The organism is Streptomyces sp. NPDC004051 (assembly GCF_053604275.1).
Map to the genome: position 1 here is coordinate 288137 of NZ_JBSGHG010000001.1, position 22831 is coordinate 310967.

The 22831-nt window shown below is 71.1% G+C and carries 17 protein-coding genes; 7 read left to right on the top strand and 10 right to left on the bottom strand.

Features of this window, described 5'->3' with window-relative positions; genetic code table 11:
• Nucleotides 1-109 precede the first annotated feature (109 nt).
• Nucleotides 110-1084: an ABC transporter ATP-binding protein gene (locus tag ACWEQO_RS01365; protein WP_361450890.1), complete on the bottom strand. Its 975-nt coding sequence runs from the start codon at nucleotides 1082-1084 to the stop codon at nucleotides 110-112.
• Between the two features lie 115 nt (nucleotides 1085-1199).
• Nucleotides 1200-2402 (bottom strand): NYN domain-containing protein, encoded by a 1203-nt coding sequence (locus ACWEQO_RS01370; RefSeq protein ID WP_452977605.1) that lies wholly within the window; start codon nucleotides 2400-2402, stop codon nucleotides 1200-1202.
• 150 nt (nucleotides 2403-2552) lie between these two features.
• Between ACWEQO_RS01370 and ACWEQO_RS01375 the strand changes: the two genes are divergently transcribed.
• Nucleotides 2553-2789, top strand: coding sequence for a hypothetical protein (locus ACWEQO_RS01375; protein WP_452978488.1), 237 nt, complete (start codon nucleotides 2553-2555; stop codon nucleotides 2787-2789).
• Nucleotides 2790-2952: 163 nt separating this feature from the next.
• Here the strand turns inward: ACWEQO_RS01375 and dnaE are convergent, their stop codons facing one another.
• Nucleotides 2953-6492 (bottom strand): DNA polymerase III subunit alpha, encoded by a 3540-nt coding sequence (dnaE, locus tag ACWEQO_RS01380; RefSeq protein ID WP_361450592.1) that lies wholly within the window; start codon nucleotides 6490-6492, stop codon nucleotides 2953-2955.
• A gap of 260 nt (nucleotides 6493-6752) precedes the next feature.
• On the opposite strand from dnaE, the gene ACWEQO_RS01385 reads away from it, so the two are divergent.
• The 4 genes from ACWEQO_RS01385 (at nucleotide 6753) to ACWEQO_RS01400 (ending at nucleotide 11564) form a co-directional block, all read left to right on the top strand.
• A complete protein-coding gene (locus tag ACWEQO_RS01385; protein WP_361450589.1) occupies nucleotides 6753-8078 on the top strand; it encodes a DUF2252 domain-containing protein in 1326 nt (441 codons plus the stop codon).
• 101 nt (nucleotides 8079-8179) lie between these two features.
• A complete protein-coding gene (locus tag ACWEQO_RS01390; protein WP_452977609.1) occupies nucleotides 8180-8881 on the top strand; it encodes a hypothetical protein in 702 nt (233 codons plus the stop codon).
• A 120-nt stretch (nucleotides 8882-9001) separates the two neighbouring features.
• Nucleotides 9002-9802: a DsbA family protein gene (locus ACWEQO_RS01395; RefSeq protein ID WP_452977612.1), complete on the top strand. Its 801-nt coding sequence runs from the start codon at nucleotides 9002-9004 to the stop codon at nucleotides 9800-9802.
• Nucleotides 9803-9878: 76 nt separating this feature from the next.
• Entirely contained in the window at nucleotides 9879-11564 is a 1686-nt protein-coding gene (locus ACWEQO_RS01400) for an alkaline phosphatase D family protein (RefSeq protein ID WP_452977615.1), read from the top strand.
• 22 nt (nucleotides 11565-11586) lie between these two features.
• Here the strand turns inward: ACWEQO_RS01400 and ACWEQO_RS01405 are convergent, their stop codons facing one another.
• Entirely contained in the window at nucleotides 11587-12162 is a 576-nt protein-coding gene (locus tag ACWEQO_RS01405) for a dienelactone hydrolase family protein (protein WP_452977618.1), read from the bottom strand.
• A 92-nt stretch (nucleotides 12163-12254) separates the two neighbouring features.
• Between ACWEQO_RS01405 and ACWEQO_RS01410 the strand changes: the two genes are divergently transcribed.
• The gene (locus ACWEQO_RS01410) at nucleotides 12255-13457 is read left to right on the top strand and encodes a mechanosensitive ion channel family protein (protein WP_452977621.1); all 1203 of its coding nucleotides are present in this window, start codon (nucleotides 12255-12257) and stop codon (nucleotides 13455-13457) included.
• A 7-nt stretch (nucleotides 13458-13464) separates the two neighbouring features.
• Here ACWEQO_RS01410 and ACWEQO_RS01415 read toward each other — a convergent pair whose 3' ends face one another.
• The 6 genes from ACWEQO_RS01415 to ACWEQO_RS01440 form a co-directional block, all read right to left on the bottom strand.
• Entirely contained in the window at nucleotides 13465-14211 is a 747-nt protein-coding gene (locus ACWEQO_RS01415; protein ID WP_361450572.1) for an SDR family NAD(P)-dependent oxidoreductase, read from the bottom strand.
• A gap of 41 nt (nucleotides 14212-14252) precedes the next feature.
• Nucleotides 14253-15839, bottom strand: a complete 1587-nt coding sequence (locus ACWEQO_RS01420) for a Na+/H+ antiporter (protein WP_452977624.1) — start codon at nucleotides 15837-15839, stop codon at nucleotides 14253-14255.
• A gap of 87 nt (nucleotides 15840-15926) precedes the next feature.
• Nucleotides 15927-16415, bottom strand: a complete 489-nt coding sequence (locus ACWEQO_RS01425; protein WP_452977627.1) for a GNAT family N-acetyltransferase — start codon at nucleotides 16413-16415, stop codon at nucleotides 15927-15929.
• Nucleotides 16412-17356, bottom strand: a complete 945-nt coding sequence (locus ACWEQO_RS01430; RefSeq protein WP_361450563.1) for an RluA family pseudouridine synthase — start codon at nucleotides 17354-17356, stop codon at nucleotides 16412-16414. Before ACWEQO_RS01430 ends, ACWEQO_RS01425 begins: the two co-directional genes overlap by 4 nt.
• 55 nt (nucleotides 17357-17411) lie before the next feature.
• Nucleotides 17412-18044 carry a signal peptidase II gene (lspA, locus tag ACWEQO_RS01435; protein ID WP_361450560.1) on the bottom strand — a complete coding sequence of 211 codons (633 nt, stop codon included), beginning with the start codon at nucleotides 18042-18044 and terminating at the stop codon, nucleotides 17412-17414.
• An 88-nt stretch (nucleotides 18045-18132) separates the two neighbouring features.
• Nucleotides 18133-18993, bottom strand: coding sequence for a TraR/DksA family transcriptional regulator (locus tag ACWEQO_RS01440; protein WP_452977632.1), 861 nt, complete (start codon nucleotides 18991-18993; stop codon nucleotides 18133-18135).
• Nucleotides 18994-19648: 655 nt separating this feature from the next.
• Here ACWEQO_RS01440 and ileS point away from each other — a divergent pair.
• The gene (gene ileS / locus ACWEQO_RS01445) at nucleotides 19649-22792 is read left to right on the top strand and encodes an isoleucine--tRNA ligase (RefSeq protein ID WP_361450554.1); all 3144 of its coding nucleotides are present in this window, start codon (nucleotides 19649-19651) and stop codon (nucleotides 22790-22792) included.
• Nucleotides 22793-22831: the final 39 nt, after the last annotated feature.

Here is a 22831-nt window from a genome sequence, read left to right on the forward strand (position 1 = left end):
GACGGAGGTTCCCGCGGAGGTTCGGTCGGAGATCCACTCGCATCCACTCCGGCAGTCGTCCCGTTCCGTACGGACACGGTGCCCGGTGTGCTCAGCGCCCCGCCGCCGCTCACGCCCTCACCAGTCCCTGCCGCGCGGCACCGCCCAGCGCCAGGTACACGTCCTCCAGACTGGGCGTGGCGAGCGTGAAGTCGTCCAGCGCGGCGAAGGCGGCGCCGCCGGTGACGGTGGCGACGACCGTCCGGGCCTCCTCGGGAGCGAGTCGCAGCGTCCAGCGGCGGCCCGAGCCGACGGCGCGGTCCACGAGCGCGGCCACCTCGGGCACGTGCAGCGGGGCCGCCTCGCGCCACACCAGCTCGACCCGTACCTCGCCCGCGACCCGCTCCTTCAGTCCGGCCGGGCTGTCACAGGCGATCACCCGGCCCCGGTCGAGGACGGCAACCCGGTCGAGGACGGTCTCGGCCTCGATGACGTTGTGGGTGACCAGCAGCACGGTGGCGCCGTGCTCGGCCCGGCGCCGGTCGACGGCGGACCACACGGCGCGCCGCGCCACCGGGTCCATGCCGGAGGTGGGTTCGTCGAGCACGAACAGCGGCCGCTCCCCCACCAGCGCGGTGGCGAAGCAGGCCAGCCGGCGCTGGCCGCCGGACAGCTTCTTCAGGGGGCGCCCGGCGATCGGGGTGAGTTCCAGTTCGTCGAGGACGGCGTCCCGGTCCGCACGGGCCCGCTTGGCGTCGAGGCCGCGCAGCCGCGCGGTGGTCTCCACGGCGAGGGAGACCGTCAGCTCGTCGAGCGCGGTGGACTCCTGCCCGAGGTAGGCGAGGATCCGCGCGGCGCGCTCGGGGTGGCGCACGATGTCGTGGCCCAGGATCCGCACGCTGCCGCGGTCGGGCCGCATCAGACCGGTGAGCTGTCGCACCAGGGTGGACTTGCCGGCCCCGTTCGGCCCGAGCAGTCCGAAGATCTCACCGCGCCGGACGTCGAGCGTCACGTCGTCGGTGGCCCGGACCTCGGGGGTCGCCGGGAGACCGCGGCGTCCGCGGGCAGCCGGATACGTCTTGGCCAGCCCGCGCACCGCGCACACGATGTCGCCATCGTCCCGGAATGCGTGTACCGCGCGCGTGCTCACAAGGGACGAGACTACGGGGTCCGCGGCCCGGACCCACTGCCGGGTCGGCCGACCGCCCCGAAAAACCCGGTCACTCCGCGGTCGCGGCGCGCTCCGTCCCCGTGCGCAGGTCCAGCTCGCGCCAGAAGCCCGCACGGATGGCGTACCGGTCGCGTTCGTCGATCTGGTCGTCCTTGTGGGCGAGCAGGCCGAAGCGGGCGGCGTAGCGCAGCAGCTCGCCGTCGATGCGGTGCGGGATGCGGGGGTACATGACGGACAGCCGCTGGATGCCGCTCTGGTCCCCGAGCCGGTCCACCCAGCGGCGGGCGAAGACCTGCCCCACCTCGAAGGGATCCCCGCCGACCGTGGTGATGTCCTCCTCGCGGTCGGCCCACCGCTGCTCCGCGGAGGTCAGCTGGGCGAGCGTCGGCAGCGAGGCGGCGTCGGCAGGTTCGGTGACGGACCGGTCGACCCAGCCCTTGTCGGAGGACCAGCGCAGGGTGGCGGACTGCGGCTGCTGGGGGTGCGGGGCGCTGGGGCCGCGGAGGGCTGCCAGATCCTTGGGGGTGGGCACGCCCTTGGCGGCGGGCGGCCGCTCCCCGGCGCCGTTGTGCCCGGCGCCGACCGGATGCGGGGGTTCCTGCTCGGCCTGCTCGGCGGCCGGCGCGGACTCCGGCAGCGGGGCGGAGAGGATCGCGGCGATGTCGGGACGGGCGGGGGGCGGCGGGGCGCACACCCCGGAGAAGTCCTTGGTCCGCACCGCCTTGGTGATCCACGCACGGTCCAGCACCCGGCGTTCGTCGGCCTCGGCGACCAGGTCCTCGGACTGGTTGTAGTCGCCGTCGGCGGCCTGTACGGCCCACAGGTGGACGGCGACGCCGTGCTCCTTGGCCGCCATCATGCCGGGCAGCAGGTCACCGTCGCCGGTGACCAGGACGATGTCGGAACAGGCGCGGTTGCGGGCCAGCTCGGTCAACTCGGCGTGCATGGCGGCGTCCACGCCCTTCTGCGCCCAACGGCCGTCACTGCGCGTGAGGGCTCCGAGCCGAACGGTCACCCTGGGCATCACCCGCAGCCGGCGGTGCTCGGGCTGCGGCACGCGGTCGGGGGCGCCGTCGAACCAGTAGATCCGCAGCAGGGGCTGACTCGTGTCGGACTCGGCACGGTCACGCAGTCCCTGGATGAGGGCGGCGTGATCGACGGTGATGCGGGACCGCGAGGGATCTCCGGCGAGGAGACTGGCGGCGGCCCCCAGCAGATACCCGGCGTCCACCAGGACGATGCAGCGGTCCACGCGATCCACCCTCTTTCCGGGAGGTTTGCTTCGGGCTTGCTTCGAGTCTGCCCGACCACGCCGGGGTTAACGGCCCGAACTCGATCTTCGGCGTGGCGTTTCCACACTTCCTTCGCCTACCCACCCTGTCACACACGGTAATTGTCCGACATGCGACCATCGTTCGGCTATGTGAGTCTGGTCCCGGCCCTGGCCCCTAGATCCCCCGCAGGAGGCATCACCATGGCCAAGAACAAGAACCGTGAACGCAAGCAGCAGCCGGCCGGACGCTCCCAGCAGGCGACACAGCCGGCCGCCGCGGAGCCGCAGACCGAGCAGCACGGCCCGCAGATCACTCCCGGCGATGTCGCCCGCAAGGGTCGGCAGAAGCGCTTCGGCCACAACTGACACCTGCGTGAGGGGCCGTTGAGCGCCCCGCGCACGGTACCTGCAGAGGGGTGCGCCCGTCACCGGGCGCACCCCCTCTCATGTCTCGGGCCTCTCCTCGCGCGCCTCGGCCGACCGGCCCGACCGGCCCGGCGCGCCCCGGCCCCCGGGGCCCCTCGGAGCCCTAGCCCGCCAGGCAGGACGGGCCGAGGAGGACCTTGAGGTCGCCGAACAGGGCGGGGTCCGGCTTGACCCGGTGCCGGTCCAGGCGCAGCACCGTCGTCTTCGTCGGCCCCTGGAGCCTGATGCGGACCTCGCTGTCGCCCTTGTGGTGGCCGAGGATCTCGCCGAGGCGGCTGACCATCGGCGGGGTGACCCTGGTGGCCGGGATGGTGAGCACGACGGGCGCGTTGGTGCCCGCGTTGGACAGGTCGGGCACCTGGAGCTCCATGGCGACCAGGCGCGGCACGTCCTCGCGCTTGTCGAGGCGGCCCTTGACGAACACCACGGCGTCCTCGACGAGTTGGGTCGAGACGAGCTGGTAGGTCGCGGGGAAGAACATGCACTCGAGGGAACCGGCGAGGTCCTCCACGGTGGCGATCGCCCAGGCGTTGCCCTGCTTGGTCATCTTGCGCTGGAGGCCCGAGATGATGCCGCCGATGGTGACCACCGCGCCGTCGCCGAAGTCACCGCCGGTGAGCTGGGAGATGCCCGCGTCGGCCTTGTCGGACAGGACGTGCTCCAGTCCGAACAGCGGGTGGTCGGAGACGTACAGGCCGAGCATCTCCCGCTCCTGCGCGAGCAGGTAGGTCTTGTCCCACTCGTCCTCGGTGAAGGTGACGTCCAGGCCGAAGCCGGGCTCGCTGGTCTCCTGCTCGCCCATGCCGCCGAAGAGGTCGAACTGCCCCTCGGCCTCCTTGCGCTTGACCGCAACCACGTTGTCGATCATCGGTTCGTACTGGGCGGTGAGGCCCTTGCGGGTGTGCCCCATGGAGTCGAAGGCTCCCGCCTTGATCAGTGACTCCGTGGTCCGCTTGTTGCAGACGACCGCCTCGACCTTGTCGAGGTAGTCCGGGAACGAGGTGTACTTCCCCTTGGCCTTGCGGCTCTTGATGATCGACTCGACGACGTTGGTGCCGACGTTGCGGACCGCCGACAGGCCGAAGAGGATCACGTCGTCGCCCTGCGCGGCGAAGTTCGACTCGGACTCGTTGACGTTCGGCGGGAGCACCCTGATGCCCATGCGGCGGCACTCGTTGAGGTAGACGGCTGACTTGTCCTTGTCGTCCTTGACCGAGGTGAGCAGCGCGGCCATGTACTCGGCGGGGTGGTTGGCCTTGAGGTAGGCGGTCCAGTACGAGACCAGTCCGTACGCGGCGGAGTGCGCCTTGTTGAAGGCGTAGCCGGCGAAGGGCACCAGCACGTCCCAGAGGGCCTGGATGGCTTCGTCGCTGTAGCCGTTCTTGCGGGCGCCGGCCTGGAAGATGACGAAGTTCTTCTCCAGTTCCTCCGGCTTCTTCTTGCCCATCACGCGGCGGAGGATGTCGGCCTCGCCGAGCGAGTAGCCCGCGATGATCTGGGCGGCCTTCTGCACCTGCTCCTGATAGACGATCAGGCCGTAGGTGACCGACAGCACCTCCTGGAGCGGCTCCTCCAGTTCCTTGTGGATCGGCGTGATCTCCTGGCGGCCGTTCTTGCGCTCCGCGTAGTTGATGTGCGAGTTCATGCCCATCGGGCCCGGCCGGTAGAGGGCCGAGACGGCGGAGATGTCCTCGAAGTTGTCGGGCTGCATCTGGCGGAGCAGCGAGCGCATCGGGCCGCCGTCGAACTGGAAGACACCGAGGGTGTCACCGCGGCAGAGCAGTTCGAAGGTCTTGGGGTCGTCCAGCGGCAGGGAGAGCATCTCCAGGTCGATGCCCTTGTTGGCCTTCACCATCTTGATGGCGTCGTCCATGATGGTGAGGTTGCGCAGGCCCAGGAAGTCCATCTTCAGGAGGCCGAGCGACTCGCACTGGGGGTAGTCCCACTGCGTGATGGTCACGCCGTCGGTGTGCCGCACCCAGATCGGGGCGTGGTCGACGATGGGTTCGCTGGACATGATCACGCCGGCCGCGTGCACGCCCATCTGCCGGACCAGGCCCTCGACGCCCTTGGCGGTGTCGATGACCTTCTTCACGTCCGGCTCGTTCTCGTACATCGCGCGGATCTCGCCGGCCTCGTTGTACCGCGGGTGCGCGGGGTTGGTGATGCCGTCGAGGTCGATGCCCTTGCCGAGGACGTCCGCGGGCATGGCCTTGGTGAGCCGGTCGCCCATGGCGTACGGGTAGCCCAGCACGCGCGCGGAGTCCTTGATGGCGTTCTTCGCCTTGATCTTGCCGTAGGTGCCGATCATGGCGACCTTGTCGGCGCCGTACTTCTCCGTCACGTACCGGATCACCTCGACGCGCCTGCGCTCGTCGAAGTCGATGTCGACGTCGGGCATGGAGACGCGCTCGGGGTTGAGGAACCGCTCGAAGATCAGGCCGTGCGGGATCGGGTCGAGGTCGGTGATGCCGAGGGCGTAGGCGACGATCGAGCCGGCCGCGGAGCCACGGCCGGGGCCGACCGCGATGCCCTGCTCCTTGGCCCACATGATGAAGTCGGCGACGACGAGGAAGTACCCGGGGAAGCCCATCGAGATGATGGTGTCCATCTCGTACTCGACCTGCTTCATGCGGTCGTCCGGGATGCCGCCCGGGAAGCGGCGGTGCATGCCGCGCATGGTCTCCTCGCGGAACCAGCTGACCTCGGTGTACCCCTCCGGGATGTCGAACTTGGGCATCAGGTCGCGCTTCTCGAACATGCCCGTGGTGTCGACCATCTCCGCGATCAGCCTGGTGTTGTCGCAGCCCTGCTGCCAGGCGTCGGAGGAGTCGATGGCGTACATCTCCTCGGTGGACTTGAGGTAGTAGCCGGTGCCGTCGAACCTGAAGCGGTCGGGGTCGGAGAGGTTCTTGCCGGTCTGGATGCACAGCAGCGCGTCGTGGGCGGTCGCCTCGTGCGCGTAGGTGTAGTGCGAGTCGTTGGTGACCAGGGGCGGGATGCCGAGCTTCCTGCCGATCTCCAGGAGGCCGTCGCGGACCCGGTGCTCGATGTCGATGCCGTGGTCCATCAGCTCCAGGAAGTACCGGTCCTTGCCGAAGATGTCCTGGTAGTCGGCGGCCGCCTTGAGCGCCTCGTCGAAGTGGCCGAGGCGCAGCCGGGTCTGGACCTCGCCGGAGGGGCAGCCGGTGGAGGCGACCAGCCCGGTGGACCACTGGGCGATGCTCTCCTTGTCCATCCGGGGCCACTTCTGCAGCCAGCCCTCGGCGTACGCGTCGGAGGAGAGCTTGAAGAGGTTGTGCAGACCCGTGCTGTCGACCGCCCAGATGGTCTTGTGGGTGTAACCGCCGGAGCCGGAGACGTCGTCCCGCTTCTGGTGCGGCTGGCCCCACTGGACCTTGCGCTTGTTGCGCCGCGACTCGGGCGCGACATAGGCCTCGATCCCGATGATCGGGGTGACTCCGGCCTTCTGTGCACTGTGGAAGAAGTCGTACGCGCCGTGCAGGTTGCCGTGGTCGGACATGGCGATGTGGCTCATGCCCATCTCGTTGCAGGCGTTGAACATGTCCTTCAGCCGCGCGGCACCGTCCAGCAGCGAGTACTGGGTGTGGACGTGCAGGTGCGTGAAGGGCGACTTCGGCACGGTACGGCCTCCAAGGATGATTGCTGCGGCGCGGAGCGCCTCGTTGAGGGGCGGCGGTCGGGTGACGGGTGGGCGATGGGTGACGGGCAGGTGGGCGGTCCGGTGGTCAACGTCGAAGTCTATGCTCCGGCACTGACACCCGGGGGCTCCGCCGTCGTACCTTCTGGCGAGTGGCGCGGGCACTCCCGTGACGCGCCGCGCGTTAGGCACGGGGACGGATCAGCCGTCCCCGGACGTCCCGCACCAGGAGGCACTCAGCGATGTCGGTCCCGCAGCTCAACGACGAGCACCGCGGCGAGGAGATCCTCGCCGTCCTCGACACCGCCTTCGGCGAGCTCCTGGCCGCCGACCCGGCCGCGTTCCGCGTGAAGTTCCGGAAGATGGCGGCTTCGGCGTTCGCGTTCTACCGGGGTACGGCGTGCCTCTTCTACCACGATCAGAACGCAGAGAAGCGGGGTGGTCCCTACCTGGACGACCGGACGTCACGGGTGTGGATCCACGGCGATCTGCACGCGGAGAACTTCGGCACGTACATGGACTCCAACGGCCGCCTGGTCTTCAACGTCAACGACTTCGACGAGGCCTACGTCGGCCCCTTCACCTGGGACCTCAAGCGCTTCGCCGCCTCCATGGCGCTGATCGGGTACGCGAAGGCGCTCAGCGACGAGCAGATCACCGAGCTGGTGCGGATCTACACGGCCGCCTACCGGGAGCGCGTCCACGCGCTGGCGACCGGGGCGAAGAGCGACGAGGTGCCGCCGTTCACGCTGGACACGGCGCAGGGCCCGCTGCTCGACGCACTGCGCGACGCCCGTTCGCTGACCCGTTTCGGGCTGCTGGACTCGATGACCGTCATCCGTGACTTCGAGCGCCGCTTCGCCTCCGGCGGCGGCGCGATCGAGCTCGACGCCGCCACCCGCTACAAGGTCCTCGCCGCCTTCGACGGCTATCTGGAGACGCTGCCGGACTCCTCGCTGGCCCGCCCGGACTCCTACCGCGTGAAGGACGTGGTGGGCCGCCGCGGCATCGGCATCGGTTCGGCCGGGCTGCCCTCGTACAACATCCTGCTGGAGGGGCACAGCGACGCCCTGGAGAACGACGTCGTGATCTACATCAAGCAGGCCCAGACCCCGGCCGTCTCCCGGCACATCACCGATCAGGCGATCCGGGACTACTTCCGGCACGAGGGCCACCGCACGGTGATCTCCCAGCGCGCCCTGCAGGCGCACGCCGACCCGTGGCTGGGCTGGACCGAGCTGGACGGCACGGGGCAGCTGGTCGCCGAGGTCTCGCCGTACGCCGTGGACCTGGACTGGGGCGACATCGACGAGCCGGAGGAGATGGCCCAGGTCGTCGCCGACCTGGGCCGGGCCACGGCCACGATGCACGCGGCCGCGGACGACACCTCCGGCGAGTCCCTGGTGCCGTTCTCCACCGAGCGCGCCATCGACGCGGCGATCGCGGCCGACGAGGAGGGGCTGGAGCCCCTGCTGGTCGACTTCGCGCACACCTACGGCGCACGCGCGCGCCGCGACCACCAGATCTTCCTGGACCTGTTCCGCAACGGCAGGATCCCGGGCCTGTGACCTTCCTCCCGCCCGGGGAGGCAGGGCCCGCCGGGGAGACGCAGTCCACAGGACCCCTTTAGGGATCCCTTACCGGAGCACGTGACACACTCGTCCCCATCATGGACATACCCGGAGCCCCGCTCAGAGCCGTGCGCGCGGCGCTGTTCACGACCATGGTCGTGACCCTCAGCGCCGCGTCGCACGTGCTGCTGTCCGGGGCTCCGCTGCCGCTGAACACGGTGGCGGTGATCGCCGCCGCCGTGTTCGTCCTGGCCTACGCGCTCGCGGGCCGGGAGAGCTCCTTCGGGCGGATCGCCGCGCTGCTGATCCCGCTGGAGCTGGCCGCCGACACCGTGTTCACCACCGGGCAGCACCTCTGTTACGGGCAGATGGGCGGCCCGGTCGCGGGTCCGCTGCGCTCGGTCGGCTTCGACCTGCTGTGCAGCGACGGCGGCAGTGTGGGCACCCCGCTGGCCCGGGTGGCCGGCACCGCGGCCGAGGGCGGTGACCGGTTCGCCGGCCTGCTCGCCCAGGCCGGCCCCGCCACCGCCTGGCTGCTGCTCGGCGCGCACATCGGCGTCGGCCTGCTGGCCGCCGCCTGGCTGCACCGCGGCGAGCGTGCGCTGGCCCAGCTGCTGGGCGCGATGGCGGCGAGCACGTTCCGGCCGCTGCTGCTGGCGGTCGCCGCGGTGACCGTGCGCCGGGCCCCGAAGACGCACCGGCCGCATCGCCCGGCCCTCCGGACCACCACGGCCGTGGACCGGTTCCTCGTGCACTCCCTGGGACGACGCGGACCGCCGCGCTCCGCCGCCCTCGTCTGAGGCGGCCGAGGCCGAGGCGGCCCTCCGCCCCGGCGTCGGCGGCCCGAGTCCGAGCATCTGCAGTCCCCCCGTACACATCCCGCACAACACTGTGCGCGTCCCCCTGTGGAGAGCATCACCATGAGCAAGCGGAACAGCCAGGCGGCGAAGACGGCGGCCCGTGAGCGCCTGCGCATCGAGCGCGAGCGCGAGGCCAAGAAGGCCAAGATCAAGCGCCAGCTCGTCGTCGCCGGCTCGATCGTCGGCGTCCTGGCGATAGCCGGCGGCATCGGCTACGCGATCGTCCAGGCCAACAAGCCCACCGGATGGGACAAGGCCGCCGAGGCCAAGGTGGTCACCCCGGCCAACACCTCGGGCAAGGACGGCACCACGGTGCTCATCGGCGACTCCAAGTCCGACCACGTGGTCCACCTCTACGAGGACCCGCGCTGCCCCGGCTGCGCCTCGTTCGAGCAGGGCATCGGTGAGGCCGTCAACAAGGGCATGGAGGACGGCGACTACAAGCTCTCCTTCACGATCGGCACCTTCCTCGACGGAAACCTGGGCGGTGAGGGCTCGAAGAACGCGCTCAGCGCTCTCGGTGCCGCGCTGAACGTCAGCCCCGAGGCGTTCATCGACTACAAGACCGCGCTGTACTCCGCCGAGTACCACCCGCAGGAGTCGACCGACGAGTTCGCCAAGGACGACTACCTGATCAAGGTGGCGGACACGGTCGACGCCCTGAAGAACAACAAGAAGTTCCAGGACGCCGTGAAGAAGGGCACCTATGACGCCTGGGCGTTGAAGATGGGCGAATCCTTCCAGAAGGCCGAGGACGTCCAGTCGACCCCGACCCTCAAGATCAACGACAAGGTGGTCGAGACCCCGGGCACGGACGCCGATTGGCAGAAGACACTCAAGGACGCGGGCGTCACCAAGTGACCGAGTAGTCGACGAGCGGGCGAACTTTTGTGAGTTCGCCCGCTCTCGTGCGTACCTGTCAGTAACCTGATCGGCTGTGACCAGTCGACACAGATCATCCGAGAGCGCCTTCTCCGCCCCCGCGGACGTCAACTCCCTTGCCCCGCGCCGCCGTACGGTCGTCAAGGTGGCCGCCGCGACCGTGGTCCTGGCCGGACCGCTCGCCGCCGCGCCCTCCGCCCGCGCGACCACTTCCCAGACCCCCGCCTTCCTGCACGGGGTGGCCTCCGGCGACCCGCTGCCGGACGGCGTCCTGCTGTGGACGCGGGTGACGCCGACGCCGGAGGCGATACCCGGCTCCGGGCTCGGCCCGGACACCGAGGTCAGCTGGACCGTCGCCCTGGACAAGGCGTTCAGCACCGTCGTCGCCGAGGGCTCGATCCGTGCCACCGCCGCCTCCGACCACACCGTCAAGGCCGACGTCCGCGGCCTGGCGCCGGCCACCGACTACTGGTTCCGCTTCTCCGCCGGCGGCACCGACTCCCCGGTCGCCCGTACCCGCACCGCTCCGGCCGCCGACGCCGTGGTGACCGGTCTGCGCTTCGGCGTGGTCTCCTGCTCCAACTGGGAGGGCGGGCACTTCTCGGCGTACCGCCATCTCGCGGCCCGCGGCGACCTGGACGCATGGCTGCACCTCGGCGACTACATCTACGAGTACGGCACCGGTGAGTACGGCACCCGCGGCAGGACGGTCCGCCCGCACGCGCCCGCCCACGAGATCGTCACCCTCGCCGACTACCGCGTCCGGCACGCGACGTACAAGACCGACCCCGACCTCCAGGCGCTGCACGCCAAGGCACCGGTCGTCGCGATCTGGGACGACCACGAGTTCGCCAACGACGCCTGGTCGGGCGGCGCCGAGAACCACACCGAGGGCGCGGAGGGCGCCTGGGCCGCACGTCAGGCCGCGGCCAAGCAGGCCTACTTCGAGTGGATGCCGGTGCGTCCCGCGCTGGCCGGCACCACCTACCGCCGACTGCGCTTCGGCAGGCTCGCCGACCTCTCGCTGCTGGACCTGCGTTCCTTCCGCTCCCAGCAGGTCCCACTCGGCGACGGCCGGGTCGACGACCCGGACCGCACGCTCACCGGCCGCGCCCAGCTCGACTGGCTCAAGGCGGGACTGTCGGCCTCCGACACCACCTGGCGGCTGGTCGGCACCTCGGTGATGATCTCGCCGCTCGCCCTCGGCGCGCTCCCGGCCAGTCTGCTGAAGCCGCTCGCCGAGCTGCTGGACCTGCCGCGGGAAGGCCTCGCCCTCAACACCGACCAGTGGGACGGCTACACCGACGACCGCCGCGAACTCCTCACCCATCTGCGGACGAACGCGATCGGCAACACGGTCTTCCTCACCGGCGACATCCACATGGCGTGGGCCAACGACGTACCGGTGAACGCGGGCACCTACCCGCTGTCCCCGTCGGCGGCCACCGAGTTCGTCGTCACCTCGGTCACCTCCGACAACCTCGACGACATCGTCAAGGTTTCCGAGGGCACCGTCTCCTCGGTCGCCTCACCGCTGATCAGGGCCGCCAACCGGCACGTCCACTGGGTCGACACCGACCGCCACGGCTACGGCGTGCTGGACATCACCGCCGAGCGGGCGCAGATGGACTACTACGTGCTGTCCGGCCGCACCGACCCGGCCGCCACCTCCGCGTGGGCCCGTTCGTACCGGACCCGCAGCGGCACGCAGCGGGTCGAGCGCGTCCACACCCCGGTCTGACGTTCCCGGATCAGTCCTCCAGTCAGTCCTGCAGCGAGTCGAGGAAGCCGAGCGCCACCCGCCAGGTGGCCTCGGCGGCCTCCTCGTCGTGGTCCGGCAGGTCGGGGTCGGTGTAGATGTGGCCGGCCCCGGCGTACCGGTACACCTCCACGTCGGCTCCGGCGCGGCCCATCTGCAGGTACCAGGCGCTCAGCCAGTCGTCGGTCTCGAACGGGTCCGGCTCGGCGACGTGCAGCTGTACCGGCAGGTCGTCCACCTGGGCGTTGGCCGCGATGTCCGAGGTGCCGTGCAGAAGCAGCAGCCCGCGCGCCCTGCCGTCGCCGAGGGCCAGCGTCTGGGCGACCGAGGCGCCGAAGGAGAAACCGGCGTACACCAGCCCCCGCTCCGAGTAGGGCGCGGCGGCGAGGACGGCCCGTCTCAGCAACTCGTCCCTGCCGATCGACTCCTGGTGGGCCATGCCCTCCTCGACCGTGTCGAACGTACGGCCCTCGAAGAGGTCGGGCGTCCACACCTCGTGTCCGGCGGCGCGCAGCCGCTCCGCGGCCCGGGACACCGCGGGCCGGAGGCCGTAGGTCGAGTGAAACAGCATGATGTTCATGACGCCCATGGTGCCAGCCGGGCCGAGGCCCTACCCACGACGGTGCGAACCTCACATGTTCACTCCGCGCGAGGACGGTTACGTTCCAGGGCATGGAAGACGTGCTCCGCCCGTTGATCGTGGTCGGCGGTTCGGTCGTGCTCACCCTGATGCTCGGCTGGGCCACCGACCGACTGCTGCGCAAGGCCGACGAACGGCGCCCCGAGACCCCGATGTGGGGACTGCTCCGCCGTGCCCGCATCCCCTACCAACTGCTGATCTGCGCGGCCCTGCTGAGAGGGACGTACGACCAGGCCCGGCTGTTCGAGAGCCACTGGGAGGGCATCGGACGGATCCTGACGCTGGTGATGATCGGATCGGTCGCCTGGATGGCGATCCGGATCGCGGCGGCCGTCGTCGAGACCTCGTACACCCGGTACGCCAACGTGCACCGCGAACGCGCCCCGGCCAGGGTCCGCCGGGTGCGCACCCAGGTGACGCTGATCAGGCGGGTGGTCTCGGCGATCGTCGGGGTGGTGGCGGCGGCCGCGATGCTGCTGACCTTCCCCGCGATGCGCACGGCCGGCGCCTCGCTGCTGGCCTCGGCCGGTGTCCTCGGCATCGTCGCCGGTGTCGCCGCCCAGTCCACGCTCGGCAACCTGTTCGCCGGACTGCAGATCGCCTTCGGCGACATGGTGCGCATCGGCGACACGGTCGTGGTGGACGGCGAGTGGGGCTCGGTCGAGGAGATCACCCTGACCTTCCTGACCGTGCGCACCTGGGACGAGCGCCGGATCACCATGCCGGTGTCGTACTTCACGTCCAAGCCGTTCGAGAACTGGTCGCGCGGCACCCCGCAGATGACCGGCACCGTCTTCTGGCACCTGGACCACTCGGCCCCGCTGGAGGCGATGCGTGACCGGCTCCGCGACATCCTGCGGGAGTGCCCGGCCTGGGACGGCCGCGCCTACAACCTGACCGTGACGGACAGCACGCCCACCACCATGGAGGTGCGGGCCCTGGTGACGGCCCGGGACGCGGACGACATCTGGACGGTACGGGTCACGGTCCGCGAGCAGATGATCCGCTGGCTGGCCGAGGAGCACCCCTACGCCCTGCCCCGGGTCAGCACGGCCGCCGCGGAGCTGCCGCCGGGCCCGGCGCCGGAGTTCGGCGGCCACCGCCGCTCCCCCGGCGCCGTACCGGCGGCCCGCGGCCCGCACGAGACCGCCGGGAAGCGGGAAACGCCCGCGAGTCCGAGGAGCCCGACGAGCCCGGTGAACACACCAAGCGCGGCACACACCAACAAGCCCTGACGGTGTCTCAGTGGCCCCGTTCCGCACCCCCGTTGACCTGGATGATCTGGGAGGTGATGTGTGCGGCGCCCGGGGAGGCCAGCCAGTGCAGGGTCGCGGCCACGTCCCCGGGCCTCCCGGCCCGGCCGTCGGACGTCTCGGCGATCAGCCGCGCCCGCCGCTCGTCGTCGAGGCCGTCGCCGAAGAAGGCGGTGTCCTCGACGTAGCCGGGCGCGACCACGTTGACCGTGATGCCGTGCGGTCCCAGCTTCCGGGCGAGGTCGTGGGCGTACGGGTGCAGTCCGGCCTTGGCCGCCGCGTACGCGAGCTGCCCGGACCCCCGGTAGGCGGCGATGGAGCTCAGGAAGAGCACCCGCCCGCCGGGCTCGGCGAGCCGGTCCTTCAGGGCCTCCGTGAGCAGGACGGCGGTCAGCAGGTTGAGCCGGAAGTTGACCGTCCAGTGACGGGCGACGGCGTCGAGCGGGTCGTCGCCCCCGGCGGGGGGCTCCAGGAGACCGTTGCCCCCGGCGCTGTGGATCAGCACGTCGACGGCCCCGAACTCCCGGCCCACGAAGCCGCTGACACCGCGCACGGCCACCGGGTCGGCGAGGTCGGCGGCGTACACCGACGCCCCCGGCACCCCGGCCCCGGCCCGTTCCAGCACGTCCCCGCGCCGCCCGAGCAGCAGCACCCGGTCCCCGTCCGCGGCGAACATCCGTGCCGCAGCCAGCCCGATCCCCGTACCGCCCCCGCTGATCACCACGTTTCGCGTCATACCCAGACCCTACGAACAGAAGGCCGCGCCGGGGGACGAACTCACCGCATGCTCCGCACATCCAGATGCCGCAGCACCCGGTCGACCACCCCGGGATCGGCCCCCGCCTCACTGCGCGCCGCCAGCACCTCGTGCCGGGCGGCGCTCAGCATCTCGCTCCGGATCCGCCGCACCCGCTTCGCCCGCCGGGTCCGCTGCCGGTGGGCCTCCCTCCGCTCGTCGTCCGCCATGTCCGGGTTGATCTGCATCCCGATCTCGAAGGCGCTCCGCAGCATCTGCTCGGACAGCTCCTCCGGCAGCTCCTCGACCGCCTCGATCTCCCGCAGCCGCCGCTTGGCCGCCCGCGCCGCCCGTACCGCCAGATCCCGCTCGTACTCCTTCTCCCGCCCGGTGTCGGCCTCCACTCCCAGCCGCTTCACCAGCCACGGCAGGGTCATCCCCTGGACCAGCAGCGTCGCCATGATCACCCCGAACGCGATGAAGACGATCTCACTGCGGACGGGAAAGGCGTCCCCGGCATCGGTCTGCAGCGGAATCGCCAGCGCCAGGGCCACGGAGGCCACCCCGCGCATTCCGGACCACCACATCACCACGGTCTCGCGCCAGCCGACCGGGATCTCCTCGTCGAGGTCCCTCGCGGAGTGCAGCCGCTTCGTCAGCCAGGCCGCCGGCAGCAGCCACAGCAGCCGGACGAGGACGACCACGCCCACGATCACCGCCGCCCAGCGGAGCAGCTCGCCCCAGTGGCCGGCCGCGGTGCCGATCGCGTTGTGCAGCTCCAGGCCGACCAGTCCGAACGCGACGCCGGTGACGAGCGTGTCGACGATGTCCCAGAAGGCGTGCCCGGCGAGCCGGGTCATGACCTCGTCGGCGTCGGTGGCGTACTCCACCAGGAACAGCGCGGTGGTGAGTACGGCGAGCACCCCCGAGCCGTGCAGTTCCTCGGCCAGGGCGTAGGCGGCGAACGGCACCAGCAGGCTCATCGCGATCTGCAGGGTCGCGTCCCCCAGCAGGCCCATCAGCCTGTTGGTCCCCCAGCCCAGCGCGAGGCCGACCGCGACCGCCACCACCGCCGAGAGCACCAGGTCCAGCCCCGCCCGCCAGGGCGAGAAGGTTCCGCTCACGGCGGCGGCGATCGCCACGTGGTACAGCACGATCGCCGTCACGTCGTTGAACAGGCCCTCGCCCTCCAGGATCGACACCAGTCGGCGCGGCAGTCCCAGCTTCCCGGCGACGGCGGTCGCCGCGACCGGGTCGGGCGGCGCGACCAGCGCGCCGAGGGCCACGGCGGCGGCCAGCGGCAGACCCGGCACGATCGCGTGCGCCACGACGGCCACACACAGCGTGGTGACGAACACCAGTGCCACGGCGAGCAGGAGGATCGGTCTGACGTTCGCGGCGAACTGGCGCCAGGACGTCCGGCGGACGGCGGCGTAGAGCAGGGGCGGCAGCAGCAGCGGCAGGATCAGGTCCGGCGGAACGTCGACGTTCGGGACGAACGGCAGCAGCGCCAGGGCGATCCCGAAGACCGTCATCAGCACCGGCGCCGGCAGCCCCAGCCGGTCCCCGACCGGGACGCTCACCACGGCCCCGAGCACCACGGTGAACAACAGGGCCAACTGATCCACGGTCAGCGCTCCGGTCGGGTCGACGGTCGCACGGCAGGCTTCCAGCCTGCCACGCTCCTGCCCTCACCAGGCCGTTCGATGCCCCGGTTACAGAACGCGCCGCATGGCCCGGTGCGGCATGCCCGCGTCCGGGAACTCCGGCCCGTACGCCTCGTACCCCAGCCGCTCGTAGAACCCCAGGGCGTGGGTCTGCGCGTGCAGGTCGACGGCGGTGAGTCCGCGTGCGCGGGCCGCCTCCTCGATGCCCCGCACCAGCGCCGCCCCGACGCCGCGCCCGCGCGCCCGGCGGGTCACCGCCAGCCGCCCCAGGGCGCCGGGCGTCTGCTGCTCGGCGCGGCCGCCGCCGTTCTTCGCGGCGGCGGCCTCTCCGTGCAGCAGACGCCCGGTGCCGAGCGCCGTGCCGTCCTCGTCGAGCGCCAGCACGTGCACGGCGCCGGAGTCGTACGCGTCGTACTCGTCGTATTCGAGGTTCTCCGGCACGCCCTGCTCGGCGACGAAGACCTCCTTGCGCACCGCGAAGCAGGCCTCCCGGTCGCCGGGTCCCATCGCCTCGCGGACCACGTACGGGGTGCTCACGCGTACGTCTCCTCCCGGACCTGGTCCAGCGCCTGCTGCAGGTCCTCGGGGTAGTCGCTGGTGAACTCCGCCCACCGGCCGTCCCCCGGGTGTTCGAAGCCGAGCCCCACGGCGTGCAGCCACTGGCGGGTCAGGCGGAGCCGCTTGGCGAGCGTGGGATCGGCGCCGTAGGTCAGGTCGCCCACGCAGGGGTGCCGGTGGGCGGCCATGTGGACGCGGATCTGGTGGGTGCGGCCGGTCTCCAGCTTGACGTCGAGGAGGGAGGCGGCGCGGAAGGCCTCGACGAGGTCGTAGTGCGTGACGGAGGGCTTGCCCTCGGCGGTGACCGCCCACTTGTAGTCGTGGTTCGGATGGCGGCCGATGGGCGCGTCGATGGTGCCGCTGGTCGGGTCGGGGTGGCCCTGGACCAGCGTGTGGTAGCGCTTGTCGACCGTGCGCTCCTTGAACTGGCGCTTCAGCGAGGTGTACGCGTACTCGGACTTGGCGACCACCATGAGACCGGAGGTGCCGACGTCCAGGCGGTGCACGATGCCCTGGCGCTCGGCGGCGCCGGAGGTCGAGATGCGGTACCCGGCGGCGGCGAGACCACCGATCACGGTCGGTCCGGTCCAGCCGGGCGAGGGGTGGGCGGCGACCCCGACCGGCTTGACGATGACGACCACGTCGTCGTCGTCGTGCACGATCTCCATGCCCTCGACGGGTTCGGCGACCACCTGGACCGGCGCGGGCGCCTGCGGCATCTCCACCTCGAGCCAGGCGCCGCCGCTGACCCGCTCCGACTTGCCGACCACCGACCCGTCGACCGTGACCTTTCCCGCGGCGGCGAGTTCGGCCGCCTTGGTCCGGGAGAAGCCGAGCATGCGGGAGATGGCGGCGTCGACGCGCTCGCCCTCCAGGCCGTCGGGCACGGGCAGGGTACGGATCTCGGGAATGGTGCTCACCCGTCGAGTATGCCGGACCGGTCGGACGACCCCGTACGCGCGTTCAGCGGTCCGGTCAGTCCTTGTGGACGGTTCCGTCCGGGTCGAGGCCGCGGAAGGACAGCAGGACGATCAGGATGCCGCCGCAGACGATCGCCGAGTCCGCCAGGTTGAAGACGGCGAAGTGCTTGGGCGCGATGAAGTCCACGACCGCACCCCGGAAGACGCCCGGGGAGCGGAAGATCCTGTCCGTGAGGTTGCCGAGGGCGCCGCCGAGCAGCAGCCCCAGCGCGATCGCCCAGGGCAGGCTGTACAGCTTGCGGGCGAGCCGGACGATCACCACGATCACCGTCGCCGCGATCACCGTGAAGATCACGGTGAAGGCCTCGCCGAAACCGAAGGCCGCGCCCGCGTTGCGGATGGCCTCGAACCTCAGCCAGTCCCCGATGATCTCGATGGGCTCGTGGTGCTCCAGCTCGGCCACCACGATCAGCTTGCTGATCAGATCGAGGGCGTAGGCGACGGCGGCCACGGCGAACAGCACGGCCACCCGCCGCTTGCCGCGGGATGCCCCGGCCGCCGTGTCCTGGGCGTCGGCCCGATCGTCGGCCCGGACCTCCCCGGCCCGGTCGTGCTCGGCACGGTCCTGCCCGTCCCGGTCCGCGTCCGGGGTCTTCGGCGTACCGATGATGCGCTCCGCCTCTGCCACGTGAGTCCCTCAACCTAGGTACCTGACTGAGGACGAGGGTACGTCACACCCCGCACGGCCCTCGCGCTCAGGAGGCATGTGGGGGTGATCAGTAGCGGCGCTCCTGCTTCTGCTTGCACTCGACGCACAGCGTGGCCCGGGGAAACGCCTGCATGCGGGCCTTCCCGATGGGGTTTCCGCAGTTCTCGCAGAGGCCGTAGGTGCCGGCTTCCAGGCGCTGTGCGGCGCGCTCGTACTGGGTGAGCATCTCGCGCGCGTTGGCGGCGAGCGCCAGTTCGTGCTCCCGCGTGATGTTCTTCGTACCGGTGTCGGCCTGGTCGTCGCCCGCGCCGTCACCGGAGTCCCGCATCAGGCCGGCCAGCGACCGCTCGGACGAGCTGATCTCCTCGCGCAGCCGCAACACCTCGGTCATCAGTTCGACCCGCGCGTCCTCGACCTCCTCCGGCGTCCAGGGGTCCTCACCCGGGCGCACCGCGAGATCGCCGGGCTCCACCCCCGAGATCCGCGCCTTGGGCACGGCGGTCTTCGCCGCCGTCGCCGTACCAGGAGTCTTCTTAGCACCCACCGTGGTCGCTCCCGTCTGCGTCGCGGCCTCGGCCGCGCCCGCGTCAGTGGCCGTGCCGCGCCCGGCCATGTCCTGTGTGCCCCCGCTGATCCTGGTGGTGCCCTCGTGTGCGGCGCCCCGGCCGACGCCGGCCCCCGCTCCGGCCGCTTTCCCGTCCGGGCCGCCGGCCGCCGTCGCGGAGGCCGCCTTCTTCCCGGCCGCCTTCTTCGCCGCCGTCCCCTTCGCCGCCGTTCCCTTCGCGGCCTTCCCCGCCGGCTTCTTCGCCGCCGCCTTCCCGCCCCCCTGGGTGCTCCTCCTCCCGCCCTCCCTCTCGGCTCCGCCGCCGGAAACGGGCGCGGCCCTGCTGGGCGCCGACTTCTCGTCGGCGGTCTTCTTCGCCACCATGGCCGCGGCCCCTTCACATACCGTGATCTTGCGCGTGAATCGTGCTGGGACGATAAATCGACTCGGACCCCGCGGCAACGGGGCGCACCGCCCGATTCGCCCGCCCCGCCGACGCCGCGCGGCGGACCTGCATGCGTTGTGCCCAGCTCCCCGCCGGGTATGCCATCAAGCCGGACGCCAGCGAGCCCGAACGCCCGTACCGCTCCATTCGGGCGTATGCCACTCCGTGAGGGACCTCCGCGGCCACCCCCGCGGCGCGCGTGCCGCCCCGTCGAGCACCCGTGCGAGAAACCGGTCGGCCACTGCCTCCGCCGCGCCGTACACTGGGCGCAGCGAGAAGCGTGGATGGGGACGAGTAGCGGCGTACGCAGCCCAGAGCGACCCGGGGACGGTGTGAGCCCGGGGGCGAGCCCGACGTGAAGATCACCCCGGAGCCGCCGGAGGAAAGTCCTGGACCGTGGGCCCGGCCCACGGGCCCGCCCGGGCGAGTAGAACCGGCATCGCGACCCCAATGAGGGGGCTCACCGGAGCACACGACGCACCGGGGGGCCAAGGAGGGTGGTACCGCGGGAGCGCGCCGACGGCGGCGCAGGGATCGACACAGCTCTCGTCCCTCCGGACGGAAGGCAGCAAGTCCGCCGGAGGAAGCCCGCTGATGACAACGCCGACGTACCGACAGGTGCCAGCCCAGGTCGACCTGCCCGCCCTCGAGCACGCCGTGCTCGACTTCTGGCGGGAACAGAAGATCTTCGCCAAGAGCCTCGAGCAGTCCGAGGGCCGCCCCGAGTGGGTGTTCTACGAGGGCCCGCCCACCGCCAACGGCATGCCGGGCGCCCATCACATCGAGGCGCGCGTCTTCAAGGACGTCTTCCCCCGCTTCCGGACCATGCAGGGCTACCACGTGGGCCGCAAGGCCGGCTGGGACTGCCACGGCCTCCCGGTGGAGCTGGCGGTGGAGAAGGAGCTCGGCTTCTCCGGCAAGCAGGACATCGAGGCGTACGGCATCGCCGAGTTCAACGCCAGGTGCCGCGAGTCGGTGACCCGCCACACCGACGCCTTCGAGGAGCTCACCACCCGGATGGGCTACTGGGCCGACCTCAACGACCCCTACCGCACCATGGACCCGGAGTACATCGAGTCCGTCTGGTGGTCGCTGAAGGAGATCTTCAACAAGGGCCTGCTGGTCCAGGACCACCGTGTCGCCCCCTGGTGCCCGCGCTGCGGCACCGGCCTGTCCGACCACGAGCTGGCGCAGGGCTACGAGACGGTCGTCGACCCGTCCGTCTACGTACGCTTCCCGCTCACCTCCGGCCCGCTGGCCGGGGAGGCCGCGCTCCTGGTGTGGACGACCACCCCCTGGACCCTGGTCTCCAACACCGCGGTCGCCGCTCACCCCGAGGTGACCTACGTGGTCGCCACCGACGGCGAGGAGAAGCTGGTCGTCGCCGAGCCGCTGGTGGCGAAAGCCCTCGGCGAGGGCTGGGAGACCACCGGGCAGACCTTCACCGGCGCCGAGATGGAGCGCTGGACGTACCGGCGCCCCTTCGAGCTCGTTCCGTTCCCCGAGCCGGCCCACTACGTCGTCAGCGCCGACTACGTCACCACCGAGGACGGCACGGGTCTGGTCCACCAGTCCCCCGCCTTCGGTGAGGACGACCTCAAGGTCTGCCGCTCCTACGGCCTGCCCGTGGTGAACCCGGTCCGCCCCGACGGCACCTTCGAGGAGGACGTCCCGCTGGTCGGCGGCGTCTTCTTCAAGAAGGCCGACGAGAAGCTGACCGAGGACCTGGACAGCCGCGGCCTGCTCTTCCGGCACACCCCGTACGAGCACAGCTACCCGCACTGCTGGCGCTGCCACACCGCGCTGCTGTACTACGCGCAGCCCTCCTGGTACATCCGCACCACCGCGATCAAGGACCGGCTGCTCGAGGAGAACGAGAACACCAACTGGTTCCCGGACTCGGTCAAGCACGGCCGGTACGGCGACTGGCTGGACAACAACATCGACTGGGCGCTGTCCCGCAACCGCTACTGGGGCACCCCGCTGCCGATCTGGCGCTGCGAGGACGACCACCTCACCTGTGTCGGCTCGCTCACCGAGCTGACCGAGCTGACCGGCACCGACCAGTCGGGGCTCGACCCGCACCGCCCGTACATCGACGAGGTCACCTTCGCCTGCCCGCAGGACGGCTGCGCGAAGACCGCCACGCGCGTGCCGGAGGTCATCGACGCCTGGTACGACTCGGGTTCGATGCCGTTCGCGCAGTGGGGCTACCCCTACAAGAACAAGGAACTGTTCGAGGCCCGCTACCCGGCGCAGTTCATCTGCGAGGCCATCGACCAGACCCGCGGCTGGTTCTACACGCTGATGGCCGTCGGCACGCTGGTCTTCGACAAGTCGAGTTACGAGAACGTCGTCTGCCTCGGCCACATCCTCGCCGAGGACGGCCGCAAGATGTCCAAGCACCTGGGCAACATCCTGCAGCCGATCCCGCTGATGGACCGGCACGGCGCGGACGCGGTCCGCTGGTTCATGGCGGCCGGCGGCTCCCCGTGGGCGGCCCGCAGGGTGGGGCACGGCACCATCCAGGAGGTCGTCCGCAAGACGCTCCTGACGTACTGGAACACGGTCGCCTTCCAGGCGCTGTACGCACGCACCTCCGGCTGGGCCCCCTCCGAGGCCGACCCGGCGCCCGCCGACCGTCCGCTGCTGGACCGCTGGCTGCTCTCCGAACTGCACGCGCTCACCGACCAGGTGACCCGGGCGCTGGAGGGCTTCGACACCCAGCGGGCCGGCAAGCTGCTGTCCGCGTTCGTCGACGACCTGTCCAACTGGTACGTCCGCCGCTCCCGGCGCCGCTTCTGGCAGGGCGACCAGGCCGCGCTGCGCACCCTGCACGAGGTCGTGGAGACGGTCACCAGGCTGATGGCCCCGCTGACCCCGTTCATCACCGAGCGGGTCTGGCAGGACCTGGTCGTGCCGGTCACCCCGGACGCCCCGGAGTCGGTCCACCTGTCCTCCTGGCCCGAGGCGGACCTGAGCGCGATCGACCCGGAGCTGTCCACCCAGATGGTGCTGGTGCGCCGCCTGGTGGAGCTGGGACGGGCCACCCGCGCAGAGTCGGGGGTCAAGACCCGCCAGCCGCTCAGGCGCGCCCTGATCGCCGCGAGCGGCTTCGGCACCCTCCACCCCGAGCTGCACGCGCAGATCACCGAGGAGCTGAACGTCGAGTCGCTGGCCTCCCTGTCCGAGGTGGGCGGCTCGCTGGTGGACACGACGGCGAAGGCCAACTTCCGCGCGCTGGGCAAGCGGTTCGGCAAGCGGGTCCAGGACGTGGCCCGGGCCGTCGCGGACACGGACGCCGCCGCGCTGTCCCTGGCGCTGCGCGAGGGCACCGCCTCGGTGCAGGTCGACGGTGAGACGATCACCCTCTCCCCGGACGAGGTGATCATCACGGAAACCCCGCGTGAGGGCTGGTCGGTGGCGTCCGACTCGGGTGCCACGGTCGCGCTGGACCTGGAGATCACCGAGGAGCTGCGCCGCGCGGGTCTGGCCCGGGACGCGATCCGGCTGATCCAGGAGGCCCGCAAGAACAGCGGTCTCGACGTGGCCGACCGGATCGCCCTGCGCTGGACGGCCGCGGAGGCCGCCACCGTCGCGGCCCTGACCGAGCACTCCGCCCTGATCGCCGAAGAGGTCCTGGCCACCGACTTCGCCCGGGGAGAGGCGGACGACTCCTACGGGCAGGCGTTCACCGACGAGGGCCTGTCCCTGACGTTCCGGCTGCGCAAGGCGTAGGCGCCCCGGGCGCCCGCCCCACGTCGCCCGGCACCCGTG